We start from the raw sequence: 12,644 nt of genomic DNA, 5'->3' as shown, positions 1-12,644 counted from the left end.
GCTGTACTCAATTTTTGTCAATATAATTCGATTTTCATTCTCAGTTCTGAATCTTTAGCAAAGCCTGTAATAACCAATCTGTAACCGTTTTCTTCAGTAAAAATCTACTCCACTTTCTTCTTATGTCAAAGAAAGCGTCTGAAGCACAATGTAAACTAAATTTTTTTAAAAAGCAACTATTTTCATACAACTGGATAGTAAATTACGTTATTTGCCACTCTTTTAGTATGTCTGCCGCCTCTGTTACCGGTGCAGCTCCCTGTTTTATTAAGTGATTGGTTCCGATTGATAATTCATGAAAAATAGGACCTGGTACAGCAAACACATCTCTGCCCTCTTCTAGTGCTCTGTCAACCGTAATCAATGAACCGCTTTTCAATGCGGCTTGAGTAACTAATATACCTTTTGAGAGCCCTGAAATGATTCTGTTTCTCATTGGAAAAAAATGCTTTTGAGGTTTAAGGTAAGGGGGATATTCTGTGATGAGAAGCTGCCTGGAGATCATCTGAGAGTATAAAAACTTATGTGAAGGAGGATAAATGTGGTCAAACCCGCAACCCAAAACGCCAATTGAATGACCTTCAAGACTGAGCGTATGAGCAGCGCCGTCTGCCCCTAAAGCCATACCGCTTATAATACAGAAATTACGGTCAATTAGCGGAGGAAGAATCTTTTTCAAGCACAGATGTGTATAGCTGTCTGCTTTTCTTGATCCTACTATTCCAAGTGTGTCCGTTAATATTAATTTATCTGTGTTTCCTTTAAGATACAATACAGCTGGTGGATCATATATTTCTTTTAACCGTGCAGGATAATCATCATCTAAAATGGTTAAGATCTTAAGGTTTTTTTCCGTGCAAAATAGATGCTCGTTAAAAATGAGATGATTTTCCAAGTGGGTCTGAAGGCTGTTTTTTTGTTTCGGGGTAAGCTTTAGAGATAGGGGATAAGAGTGCAAATTATTCCATTTTAAAGAAATAAAAGCGTCCTCTTTAAGCCATGTTAAAAGCTGCTGGTTTGATAGGATGTGGCTGTAGTGAAGATAAATGAGTCTGCTTCTTGCCGTATTCACCAATATTCCTCCGTTTTTAGTTTTTTATTTTTATAAAGAATCATACACAAATAGCCCCTGATGCGTCACAGGGGCTATTTGATTTGTCATTGTCTTTAAATCTATTTTTGGTTAATCAATTAGTGGGTTTTACACTGATCGAACAAGTTTTGTTCTTTTAAAACATTAATTAATGTTTCTCCCATTACAGAAGGAGTGGCAGCAACTTGAATGCCGCATTCATTCATTACTTTAATCTTTTCCTCTGCTGTGCCTTTACCGCCGGATATAATCGCGCCGGCATGACCCATCCGTTTGCCTGGAGGAGCAGTGGCGCCGCCAATGAAGCCGACAACCGGCTTTTTCATATTCGCTTTAACCCATTCAGCAGCTTCTTCTTCAGCTGTACCGCCAATTTCACCAATCATGATGACAGCATATGTATCATCGTCCTGATTAAAGGCTTCAAGAGCATCAATAAAGTTTGTTCCGTTAACCGGATCTCCTCCAATGCCCACAGCTGTTGATTGACCTATACCAGCCTGTGAAAGCTGATGAACTGCTTCATAAGTCAGTGTTCCAGACCGGGAAACCACACCGACATGTCCTTTAGTATGAATGTATCCAGGCATAATTCCGATCTTACACTCATCCGGCGTTATAACACCAGGGCAGTTAGGACCAACTAAACGGGTCTTTTTCCCTTCCATATATCTTTTTACTTTTACCATGTCAATAACCGGTATATGTTCTGTAATACATATGGCCATATCCAGTTCAGCGTCAACTGCTTCTAAAATCGCGTCCGCAGCAAAAGGAGCGGGAACGTAGATTACTGAAACGTTGGCGCCTGTTGCTTTAACTGCTGCTTCAACCGTATCAAATACCGGTACACCCTCTGCTTCAGTACCGCCTTTTCCCGGCGTTACGCCGGCAACAATTTTCGTACCGTACTCAAGCATCTGCTTGGTGTGGAAAAGGGCAGTTGAACCCGTGATTCCTTGAACTAAGACTTTTGTATTCTTATCAATAAAAACACTCATTTATGCTCCCTGCCTTTCTTAGCCTACTAATTCCACGATTTTTTGTGCGCCATCAGCCATTGTCTCAGCTGCTACAATATCCAACCCTGATTCGTTCAGGATTTTTTTGCCTAATTCCACATTGGTACCCTCTAAACGGACGACAAGCGGAACTTTAAGCTCAACCTGCTTTGCAGCTTCAACAACGCCTTCCGCAATGATATCGCATTTCATAATTCCGCCAAAGATGTTGACAAAGATTCCTTTTACAGCGGTATCAGATAAAATGATTTTAAAGGCTTCTGTTACTTTTTCTGCTGTAGCACCGCCCCCAACATCAAGAAAGTTTGCCGGGTCTCCGCCATAATGCTTAATGATGTCCATAGTAGCCATTGCAAGGCCTGCACCATTAACCATACAGCCAATATCACCATCAAGTGAAATGTAGCTCAGGTCATATTTAGATGCTTCAATTTCCTTTGGGTCTTCTTCATCAAGATCACGGAACTCCATAACGTCTTTTTGACGGTATAAAGCGTTTGCATCGAAATTGAGTTTTGCATCAAGCGCCATTACATTACCGTCGCCAGTCGTAACAAGCGGGTTAATTTCAGCAATTGAACAATCTTTTTCCACGAACATTTTATAAAGGCCAAGCATGAATTTCACTGTTTTGTTGACTAATTCTTTTGGGATATTAATATTAAATGCTACGCGTCGTGCTTGAAAAGCGGTTAATCCAATAACAGGATCAATTGTTTCACGGAAGATCTTTTCAGGAGTCGCTTCTGCCACTTCTTCGATTTCTGTTCCGCCTTCTTCAGATGCCATCAGCGTAATCCGAGAAGTTGCGCGATCAAGTACCAATCCGATATAGTACTCACTCTTAATATCACAGCCCTCTTCAATGAGAATCCGCTTAATTTCTTTGCCTTCGGGTCCTGTTTGATGTGTAACAAGCGTTTTCCCAAGCAACTCTTTAGAATATGTACGCACATCATCTAAGTTTTTAGCAATTTTTACGCCGCCCGCCTTGCCTCTTCCTCCGGCGTGAATCTGCGCTTTAACCACTGTTACAGCAGAGCCTAATTCTTTAGCTGCATCTACCGCTTCTTTCGGTGTAAATGCAACAAATCCGCGTGGAACGGATACCCCATATTTCCTGAGGAGTTCCTTGCCTTGATACTCATGGATATTCATGTTCCATCCTCCTATCAAACTCTTTTGAAAATAGACTGCGCTTTCATTGTAATAAATGACAGAGCAGGTGTCTACCATTTATGACAAACTAGTGAAAAAACCGACAACCATCTTCTGTTTGGAGCTGTTATTGAAATACGTAATAGGCATCTGTCATTTTTGGGCTTCTGACTGATCAATTCTGTATATAAAAGCGAACACTTCTGCTACAGCCTGATACAAATCATCTGGAATTGATTCATTTACTTCCAGCTGGCTTAGCAGTTCAACTAATGCAGGGTCTTCCTGAATCGGTACGTTGTGTTCACGCGCTTTTTCAATAATGTTTTCAGCTGTTAACCCTTTTCCTTTCCCCGTAACAACTGGCGCAGCATTTAGCTCCTGATTATAAGTAAGAGCCACCGCCTGCTTTCTTTTGTAGACTGGTTTCTTTTTCATATTCTGATATCTACTCCTGAAGAAAAAGTATTCATTTGCGCTGCCGCCGGATCCAGGGCAGGTGGTGTCACTTGCTTTGAAGACAAAAATTTTATATGTGAAAGCTGATAATCGGCCTTCTCTAATTGAGATTTCAAATAGGGCTTTAAAGCTTCGCCGAGCTTCTGCAATCCTTCTTTATGCGTATATACATCTATTGAAATAATTCTTTTTTGAACGGTCATATCAATAACGGTTTCTTTTAAGTTTTCCAGATTTATATAAAACAAAATTCTTGAGTGATCTGCATCCAGTCTGCCGCTCTTTTGTTTTTTTCCTGTCCACTGCATCGTAACGTCCAGCAGTTTTTCTTTCATGTAAATGGGGAGCTGAAAAAAGATCTGAGAAGTTGTTCCTGCTTCAGAGGACAGGAGCTGCTGGCCGTTTAATTTATTGATAAGCAGCTGGGCAGTTTCTTTGGCAGATGGTGATAAAAAGGGATCTTTCAACAGCGAAATTAATTGCGGCTTCAGACTTTCAGAAATCTGTTCGATCGATTGCGGTGAACCGGCCAGCCTGCTTTCATAGTCGATGCCCAGAACTGAAAACATTCCTCTGAACATCTCTGTCAGCTGCCGCCCTGACGGCAATGAATTAGAGGCTTTTTCTGCTTCATTCGTTACTGAAAGCATAAGATCGTGAACCTCTTTCACAGCAGGGCTCTGCCTTTTTGAATGTAAAAGAGCCGGGTCCAAAAAGCGATCCTTTGGTATTAAATGAAGCTCATCAAATATCAACGATTTGCCTGCACTCGGGTTTTTTTGAGAAGATTCATGCAGCGCCTGAATTTCTATCATTCGCTCAAAAAGCTGCTTAGTTTGGGTTCTGACCGTTTCTTCTGAGCTGTTTTTCACTACTGAAGCCAACTCATCTACCTTTTCACTGACGCGGCTACCTGCCTTCAGTATAGTGGATCGCTGCACTGCTTCTTCAGCGAGCTTTATAAAAAGCCCCTTTATATCCTTCTGTACTTCTCTTCCGCTCATATAAGCTTCTCTAAGGCCCTCTGACCAATCCAACAGGGTTGCTGAGTGCGGCAGAACTTCAAGCTGTTTTAAGGTATGCAGAGCGGCTTCACGGATGTGTGAGGCGGTTGAAGGATCAGTTAATAATCCAAAAAGCTTTGCTGTCATTTGCTGAGATATAAAATACTGTGACGGATTTTGAATTTTTTTTAGCGTATGTATGACTTGTGAAGCTGCAGCCGACTTTTCACTGGAAAGTGATTCAACTAAGCGTGATAAATCAGCCTGCAGGTTTTGTTCTGTTCCCTGCATCCCTTTTTGATATGAATGAAATACCGCATCAGTAAAAGGCTGTCTTTTTAAAAACATCAGATTAATAATCGAACGTGCCTGTTCTTTATCAATGGATGCAGCAGTCCAGTCAGATGCTTTAGCTGCCTGTTCCCTGCTTAATGGAAGAGGATCTTTTAGGAATTCAGCTGATGTTCCTCTATTTTCCTTTATGAGATCCAAACGGGCAGGCCTCGCAGTCTCGTTTGTTCTGTTCATCTTGTCAGCGTCTGGTTTTTCGCTGATTGGTTTTAATTCGATTCCGTCTTCGTTTACTGAAACCTGATACCATCCCTTACTGCCTTCTTTCATCTCTCTGGAAACGTTCACCGTTATCTGCTGGCCGCCGAGTTTCATAATGGCTCTTTGTTCAGTTACTTTTTTCTCAACCATCCCAAGTACAAATTGTCCGTGCTTTAATGTCTGAGGTTTTTGAGAATACATCCGCGGGAGGGTATAATCATTTTTTGCACCGGCTTTATTATGCTCCATCTCTTCACCTCTTTACTAATTTAAGGCCTTAACCGGGGCAAATGACATTCTGTGCTCTGAGCAGGGGCCATGAGTCTGCAGGCCTTTTAAATGTTCTTTCGTTCCGTATCCTGCATTTTGTTCAAACTTATAATAAGGATAAGAGTGTGCAAGTTCCTCCATATAACGGTCTCTGGTAACTTTTGCCACTATGGACGCCGCAGCTATAGAAATGCTTCTGGAATCGCCTTTAATAATGGACTTCTGCGGGATTTTAGTGTCGAGAGCCATCGCGTCAATGAGCAGCATCTCCGGCACAACCCCTAAATCTTTAACAGCTCTGGTCATGGCACGTCTAGTTGCCTGATAAATATTCACATCATCTATTTCCTTTGCTTCTGAAAACCCGATGCCAATCGCTGTTGCCTGCTGTCGAATTTCATTATATAAATACTCTTTTTTTACATCGGTTAATTTTTTTGAATCGTCAAGTCCAGGAAGATAAAATCCTTCTGGCAAAACAACAGCTGCTGCTACCACAGGTCCTGCAAGAGGTCCTCTTCCCACTTCATCAATACCAGCGATTAACTCGTACTTATTTAATTTCGCTTCATTTTCAAACGCTTGCATTTGCTTAAACTTTTTATGAAGTGCCTGCTTCTTTTCCATCCGTAAGTAGAATGACTTTAAAAGCTTAATAACCCCTTTTCGCGAATCTTTCTTCCACTCACGGAGCCTAATATCCTCATCTGTTTCCAACGAATTTAATATTTTTTCAATTTCCTTAATTGAATGAGTCATTCAGTATCCATCCTTATCTTATTTATCGGCTATGTAAGAAAAAATTAAAGACCCCGCTGCTGCAGGGTCCAGGGCTTTAAAAATGATTGTTTGAACCGTTTATTTACTGGCTGCTTCTTCAGATTGTTCTAAAAGATCCAAATCGAATGTAATGGGTCCAAATTGTACATTTCTGATATCCCTTACGATGACATCAGCCGTCTTATCAAAGTCGATCATTCCGCCTCCTGAAAGGCAGCCCCTTCTTTTGCCTATTGCTTCAAATAATTGTACAAGATCCTCAGGGATCTCTTCTATTTCATACCGTTTTTTTAATCGGTCAGGATAGTATGTTTCCATAAATCTCAAACCATAAGTTGCAATATCCTGCAGATTGAGCAGGGTATCTTTAATCGCTCCTGTTAATGCCAGACGGTAGCCTACTTCAGGGTCTTCGAATTTTGGCCATAAAATTCCCGGTGTATCAAGAAGCTCCATCTCTTTTCCTACTTTAATCCATTGCTGTGCTTTTGTAACACCGGGGCGATTGCCCGTTTGTGCAATGTTTTTCTTCACAAGACGATTTATCAGCGTGGATTTTCCTACGTTTGGAATTCCTACTATCATAGCCCGGACTGCTCTCGGTCGAATGCCTCGGGATTCCATACGGCTCCATTTTTCCTTTAAAATTTCCATTGTGACTTTATGGATAGACTGGAGCCCTACTCCTTTATCTGAATTAATAGCGAGAGCACGTATCCCCTTTTGTTCAAAATAGGATATCCATTGTTTCGTTCGGACAGGATCTGCCATGTCTGCTTTGTTTATTAAGATCAGACGGGGTTTTTGATTAATAATCTCATCAATCATTGGATTTCTGGACGAAACAGGGATTCGTGCATCCACCAGCTCAAAAATAATATCCACAAGCTTTAATTTTTCAGTTACTTGACGTCTTGCTTTTGCCATATGGCCCGGAAACCATTGTATTGTCATACTAACACTCCTGACTCGTTGTCATCAGTCTTCTGCTTTTTTACCAAATTTGAATTTCGCATTTTCACATTTAAGTTTCAAAATTCTGCACAGAGTTTTTCATTAAGCATCATGATTTAATTTTTTGCATTTTCATTTACGATGCCCATGTCATTCAAAGGCCAGAATACGATGTTTGTACTTCCCAGGACTTCATCCATTTCTACAGTGCCGATATGTCTGCTGTCCTTGCTGAATCGCCTGTTGTCTCCCAGAACAAAAATTTCGCCCGGCGGGACACTTTTTTTTCCGGTCAGCTCTTCTAATGTGAAGTCTCCAGTTAAGATCTCCCCATTGAGTTCACGCTTAAAATTATCAAGATAAGGTTCATCAACCGGTTCATCATTAACATAAAGCTGATCATTTTTATAGGCTATTTCATCACCAGGTAAACCAATAACTCTCTTTATATAATCAGCGTTTTCCGCTGTATGAAAAACAATTACGTCAAAACGGGATGGCTGAGAAATTGAATAGCTGAATTTGTTTACAATCATCCGATTGCCGTCATGCAGCGTCGGCATCATAGAAAGACCTTCTACAACGATCGGGGTAAATAAAAAGAAACGAATTACACTAGCAACCGCAACTGCTATAAGCAACGCTTTCGCCCATTCCCACCACTCATTTTTTCCGTTCAACGTTCACCCTCCGTACTTATAATTATCTAAAGCCTTCTCAACCTATTGTAGCATAATTGAGAAAATGAATTCGATGAAATCATGCTTTCAATCACAAACACTCAAAAAAAAGAAGCTCGCAAAAGCAAGCTCCTTTTTAAGTAACCATTATCGAATTTCTTTAATGCGGGCCGCTTTACCACGCAGATTGCGTAGGTAGTAAAGTTTCGCACGGCGAACTTTACCGCGACGCACAACCTCAAGCTGGGCAATTTTAGGCGTGTGTACCGGGAATGTACGCTCAACACCTACGCCGTAAGAGATCTTACGAACTGTAAACGTTTCACTGACTCCACCACCACGGCGTTTAATCACAACACCCTCATACACCTGAATACGCTCACGGGTTCCCTCAACAACCTTAACGTGTACTTTAACAGTATCACCAGGCTTAAATGACGGAAGATCCGAACGCAGCTGCTCTTGAGTAATTTCTTGAATTAAGTTATGCATCGATTTCAACTCCTTCCAACAGATGCTCTTGCCTCCATTGCGTTTGCAGCGGAACACCGTTTTCAATGGCCTGTTTACTTCAGTAAACTTGGCACAAAATCTATAATACCACAGTAAAGATATTCAATCAACATTCTTTTTATCTTTTTCAAAATGATCAAGCCATTCCTGCTGTTGTGAATCCAAATCGATTTCTTTAAGCAAATCAGGTCTTCGCTCCCAGGTTCTTCTTAAAGATTCCTTCTTTCGCCACTCTTCTATATTCGCGTGGTTTCCAGAGGTTAAAACTGCAGGAACTTCAAGACCTCTGTAAGCAGCCGGACGTGTATAATGAGGGTGCTCAAGAAGGCCGCTTGAAAACGAATCTTTCACAGCAGACTCCGCGTTGCCAAGCACCTCCGGAAGAAGACGGACAATGCTGTCGATCGCGACCATGGCCCCGAGCTCTCCTCCTGTCAGAACAAAGTCTCCTATTGAGATCTCATCCGTGACGAGATGCTCGCGAATACGCTCATCATATCCTTCATAGTGTCCGCAAATAAAGACCAGATGCGATTCAGTCGAAAGTTCTTCCGCTTTCCTTTGTGTGAATCTTTCTCCCTGCGGACACATCAGGATCACTCTGGGTTTTTTAGTATTGGATTTTGTAATGGCGTCAACTGCTTCAAAGACTGGCTCCGGCTTAAGAACCATTCCTGCTCCTCCACCATAAGGATAGTCATCAACAGATTTTTGTTTATGAGGGGAGAATTCCCTGAAGTCAATCACATTGAAACTCACTGCCTCTTTTTCCTGCGCCTTTTTTAAAATTGACTCTCCGAAAACACCTTCAAACATTGCCGGAAATAGAGACAATACATCTATCTTCATTCCAGCAGACCCTCTATGACCGATATAGTAACTTGTTTGGAAGAGACATCAACACTTTTTACGACGGATTCTATATAAGGGATTAAAAGCTCTTTTCCCTCAGGAGTCTGAACCACCCACACGTCATTGGCTCCAGGTGAAAGAATCTCTTTTATAACACCAAGTTCCACCTGTTCGTCTGTCCATACACTGCAGCCGACAATTTCGTGATAGTAAAATTCATTTTCATCAAGTGAGGTTAATTGGTCCTCAGAAATTTTCAGCATCCCCTCTTTAAAAGGCTCCACTTCATTTACATTTTCAAAGCCTTCAAATGTAAGGAGATCAAAGTTTTTATGCTTTCTATGCGACTTAATGATCAGTTCTTTTGCATCTTGCTGCCCTTCCTTAAACAAAAAAAGAACGTTTCCAGGAACATAGCGCTCATCCGGGAAGTCCGTTCTGGAAATGACACGCACTTCGCCGCGTATGCCATGCGTATTAACAATTTTTCCTACATTAAACCAGGTTGTCATTTTACCACCTCTGCCGTATCTCTTTCACCATGCCGTCTTCAAGAACAATGACCGGCTTTTGTTCAGGATGCCATATACTGCCTTCATGCAATTCAACGACTGTATCTGTTTCCATCAAAGTATACTCTGTTCCAAGCGGTGTTTCTTCAATTGATTTTAGCTGCGTAGTTATAGAGCGGACAAGCTGCTTTCTTTTATTAATTTCCTGCTGAATTTTTTGTTTAACGGCTTCTGAAGATTGTTCAAATTGTTTTTCAAGTTTCTTTTGCTGAAAAACAAGCTGGTCCATTTCTTTTTCCGCCCGTTTGATTTTTTCGTTTAATGTTTGTTTGAGTCGGGATTTAGATGAGTTAGTCATTATTTCCTTTATAATCGTTTTTTGAGTAACTTGCATGATTATTTTCCCCCTAACAAATCTCTATATGGAAAAAGGGAGGACGGAGCCTCCCTTTTATTGATCCACTATTTCAATAACGGTTCGTTTTTGCTGGTGTGCAGGCACACCAGCAAACGCGACTGTACGTATAGCTTTCGCAACCCTGCCTTGCTTGCCAATGACTTTACCCATATCGTTCTTATGAACGAAGAGCCTGAAGGTGATCAAACGGTCTGTTTCATCTGTTTCAATCCTTACTGACTCCGGGTGAGCTACAAGTGGCCTGACAATCGTTTCGATAAGCTCTTTCATACAGTCTCTTACTTGCCGTGCTTAGCGTTATGGAATTTTTCCATAATGCCTTCGTTTGATAATAGGTTGCGTACTGTATCAGACGGCTTAGCACCGTTGTTCATCCACTTAAGAATCAAGTCTTCTTTAAGGTCAACGATTGCTGGGTTAGCAACCGGGTTGTACGTTCCAACTGTTTCAATGAAACGTCCATCACGTGGTGAACGAGAATCTGCTACTACGATACGATAGAATGGGTTTTTGTTAGCTCCCATACGCTTTAAACGAATTTTTACTGCCATTTTAATTGCACCTCCGAATAGTTTCACACAAGATAGTATAATATCAAGGGTTTGTTTCTTTGTAAAGTCTTTTTTCTTAACACACTACTTTTTTTATAAAAAAAGTGATTATTGCATAAACGGAAAGTTAAATCCGCCGCGTTTTTTCCCTTTTTGCTGGGAGTTCGTCATCTGCTTCATCATTTTTTTCATATCCTCAAATTGTTTAAGAAGGCGGTTTACTTCCTGGATCGTTCTTCCGCTTCCTTTTGCAATCCGTTTTCTGCGGCTGGCGTTAATAACTTCGGGCTGTTCTTTTTCTTTCATCGTCATGGATTTTATAATGGCCTCCACGTGCCCGAGCTGCTTTTCATCCACCTGAAGATTGTCTATGCCCTTCATCTTGTTGGCTCCGGGAATCATCTTGATCAATTCATCAAGCGGGCCCATTTGCTTTACCTGCCCCAGCTGCTCTAAAAAGTCGTCAAGCGTAAACGAAGCCGTTCGGAGTTTTTTCTCCATTTCTTTCGCTTTTTCTTCGTCTACATTTGTCTGTGCTTTTTCAATCAGGGAGAGCATATCGCCCATTCCAAGAATTCTTGAAGCCATACGTTCGGGGTGAAATGCCTCTAAAGCATCCATTTTTTCGCCCATACCAACAAATTTAATCGGTTTTTCAGTTACTGAACGGATGGATAATGCAGCACCGCCTCGCGTATCTCCATCAAGCTTAGTTAAAACAACGCCTGTTACGCCAAGTGCGTCGTCAAAATTTTTCGCAACATTTACCGCATCCTGACCGGTCATTGCATCGACAACAAGAAAAATTTCTTCTGGTGAAGACAGTTCCTTAATCTGCTTTAATTCATCCATAAGGGTCTCATCAATATGAAGTCTGCCCGCTGTATCGATTAAAACATAATCCTGATGTTCTTCTTTGGCTTTGGCTATGCCCGCCTTCGCAATTTCAACAGGACTCACCTGATCGCCCATCGAGAAGACAGGAAGATCAAGCTGTTTCCCAATCGTTTCAAGCTGTTTAATAGCAGCTGGACGATAAATGTCCGCAGCTACGAGCAAGGGTTTACGATTATGTTTTTTTCGCAAAAGGCTGGCCAATTTTCCGGCAGTCGTTGTTTTACCTGCCCCTTGAAGCCCGACCATCATAATAACGGTTGGGGGCTTTTTCGCCACAGCAATATGGCTTTGCTCTCCGCCCATGAGTTCCGTTAACTCGTCCTTAACTACTTTAATTACCTGCTGTCCAGGTGTCAGGCTCTGCATTACTTCCTGACCTACTGCCCGCTCACTGACTTTTTTTACGAAGGTTTTTACAACCTTAAAGTTAACATCAGCCTCTAAAAGAGCCAGGCGGACTTCTCTCATCATTTCTTTAACATCCGCTTCATTTACTTTTCCTTTTCCGCGGATTTTTTGTATGGAGCCCTGCAGCCGGTCGGCTAATCCTTCAAATGCCATTATCGTGCCGCCCCCTATTCCAGTTTCTCGAGTGAATCAACGATCGAAAGCAAAGTAGATATATCTGCCGGTTTTTCTCCTGCAGCTTCCCGTAATTGATCAATCATTTTTGCTCGTTTTTGAAATTTTTCAAAAAGCAGAAGCTTGGACTCATATTCCTCTAGCATTGCTTCTGTCCTCCGAATATTATCATAGACAGCCTGCCTGCTCACGTCATATTCATCTGCGATTTCTCCAAGAGAGTAGTCATCGAGATAATAAAGGGACATATAACTGCGCTGCTTTGCTGTTAACAACATCTGATAAAAATCAAATAAAAAATTTACACGGGTCGTTTTAGCAAGCATTTTTCGCCCTCCCTTTGTTAA

General features: G+C 41.4%; 16 protein-coding genes. All 16 read right to left on the bottom strand.

Annotated elements, in window-relative coordinates; translation table 11 throughout:
* Positions 1-202 precede the first annotated feature (202 nt).
* The 16 genes from dprA to ACQCT8_RS03850 all read right to left on the bottom strand — a co-directional run bounded on the left by dprA (position 203) and on the right by ACQCT8_RS03850 (position 12,623).
* Positions 203-1,072, bottom strand: coding sequence for a DNA-processing protein DprA (gene dprA / locus ACQCT8_RS03925; protein ID WP_426868641.1), 870 nt, complete (start codon positions 1,070-1,072; stop codon positions 203-205).
* A gap of 119 nt (positions 1,073-1,191) precedes the next feature.
* Positions 1,192-2,094, bottom strand: coding sequence for a succinate--CoA ligase subunit alpha (gene sucD / locus ACQCT8_RS03920; protein WP_278238990.1), 903 nt, complete (start codon positions 2,092-2,094; stop codon positions 1,192-1,194).
* Between the two features lie 18 nt (positions 2,095-2,112).
* Positions 2,113-3,273: an ADP-forming succinate--CoA ligase subunit beta gene (sucC, locus tag ACQCT8_RS03915; protein ID WP_278238989.1), complete on the bottom strand. Its 1,161-nt coding sequence runs from the start codon at positions 3,271-3,273 to the stop codon at positions 2,113-2,115.
* A gap of 153 nt (positions 3,274-3,426) precedes the next feature.
* Entirely contained in the window at positions 3,427-3,711 is a 285-nt protein-coding gene (locus ACQCT8_RS03910) for an EscU/YscU/HrcU family type III secretion system export apparatus switch protein (protein WP_426868638.1), read from the bottom strand.
* Entirely contained in the window at positions 3,708-5,537 is a 1,830-nt protein-coding gene (locus ACQCT8_RS03905) for a hypothetical protein (RefSeq protein ID WP_426868637.1), read from the bottom strand. The genes ACQCT8_RS03910 and ACQCT8_RS03905 overlap by 4 nt, the downstream gene beginning before the upstream one ends.
* Positions 5,538-5,552: 15 nt before the next feature.
* Positions 5,553-6,317 carry a ribonuclease HII gene (locus tag ACQCT8_RS03900; RefSeq protein WP_426868635.1) on the bottom strand — a complete coding sequence of 255 codons (765 nt, stop codon included), beginning with the start codon at positions 6,315-6,317 and terminating at the stop codon, positions 5,553-5,555.
* A gap of 99 nt (positions 6,318-6,416) precedes the next feature.
* Positions 6,417-7,292, bottom strand: coding sequence for a ribosome biogenesis GTPase YlqF (gene ylqF, locus ACQCT8_RS03895; protein ID WP_426868633.1), 876 nt, complete (start codon positions 7,290-7,292; stop codon positions 6,417-6,419).
* Positions 7,293-7,408: 116 nt separating this feature from the next.
* Complete coding sequence (gene lepB, locus ACQCT8_RS03890) at positions 7,409-7,972, bottom strand: signal peptidase I (RefSeq protein ID WP_426868631.1); 564 nt, start codon at positions 7,970-7,972, stop codon at positions 7,409-7,411.
* A 147-nt stretch (positions 7,973-8,119) separates the two neighbouring features.
* Positions 8,120-8,464: a 50S ribosomal protein L19 gene (rplS, locus tag ACQCT8_RS03885; RefSeq protein ID WP_278238983.1), complete on the bottom strand. Its 345-nt coding sequence runs from the start codon at positions 8,462-8,464 to the stop codon at positions 8,120-8,122.
* A gap of 123 nt (positions 8,465-8,587) precedes the next feature.
* Entirely contained in the window at positions 8,588-9,334 is a 747-nt protein-coding gene (gene trmD / locus ACQCT8_RS03880; RefSeq protein WP_426868628.1) for a tRNA (guanosine(37)-N1)-methyltransferase TrmD, read from the bottom strand.
* Positions 9,331-9,849: a ribosome maturation factor RimM gene (gene rimM, locus ACQCT8_RS03875; protein WP_426868626.1), complete on the bottom strand. Its 519-nt coding sequence runs from the start codon at positions 9,847-9,849 to the stop codon at positions 9,331-9,333. Before rimM ends, trmD begins: the two co-directional genes overlap by 4 nt.
* 1 nt (position 9,850) lies before the next feature.
* Positions 9,851-10,243, bottom strand: coding sequence for a YlqD family protein (locus tag ACQCT8_RS03870; protein ID WP_426868625.1), 393 nt, complete (start codon positions 10,241-10,243; stop codon positions 9,851-9,853).
* A gap of 57 nt (positions 10,244-10,300) precedes the next feature.
* Positions 10,301-10,537: a KH domain-containing protein gene (locus ACQCT8_RS03865; RefSeq protein WP_426868623.1), complete on the bottom strand. Its 237-nt coding sequence runs from the start codon at positions 10,535-10,537 to the stop codon at positions 10,301-10,303.
* A gap of 8 nt (positions 10,538-10,545) precedes the next feature.
* Entirely contained in the window at positions 10,546-10,818 is a 273-nt protein-coding gene (rpsP, locus tag ACQCT8_RS03860; protein ID WP_104056010.1) for a 30S ribosomal protein S16, read from the bottom strand.
* 108 nt (positions 10,819-10,926) lie between these two features.
* Complete coding sequence (ffh, locus tag ACQCT8_RS03855) at positions 10,927-12,276, bottom strand: signal recognition particle protein (protein ID WP_426868621.1); 1,350 nt, start codon at positions 12,274-12,276, stop codon at positions 10,927-10,929.
* A gap of 14 nt (positions 12,277-12,290) precedes the next feature.
* On the bottom strand, positions 12,291-12,623 hold the full coding sequence (locus tag ACQCT8_RS03850; protein WP_426868619.1) for a putative DNA-binding protein: 333 nt from the start codon (positions 12,621-12,623) through the stop codon (positions 12,291-12,293).
* Positions 12,624-12,644 lie beyond the last annotated feature (21 nt).

It is taken from the genome of Jeotgalibacillus proteolyticus (assembly GCF_050107735.1).
Classification (GTDB): Bacteria; Bacillota; Bacilli; order Bacillales; family Jeotgalibacillaceae; genus Jeotgalibacillus; species Jeotgalibacillus proteolyticus_A.
This window is presented reverse-complemented; position numbering and strand designations above follow the sequence as displayed.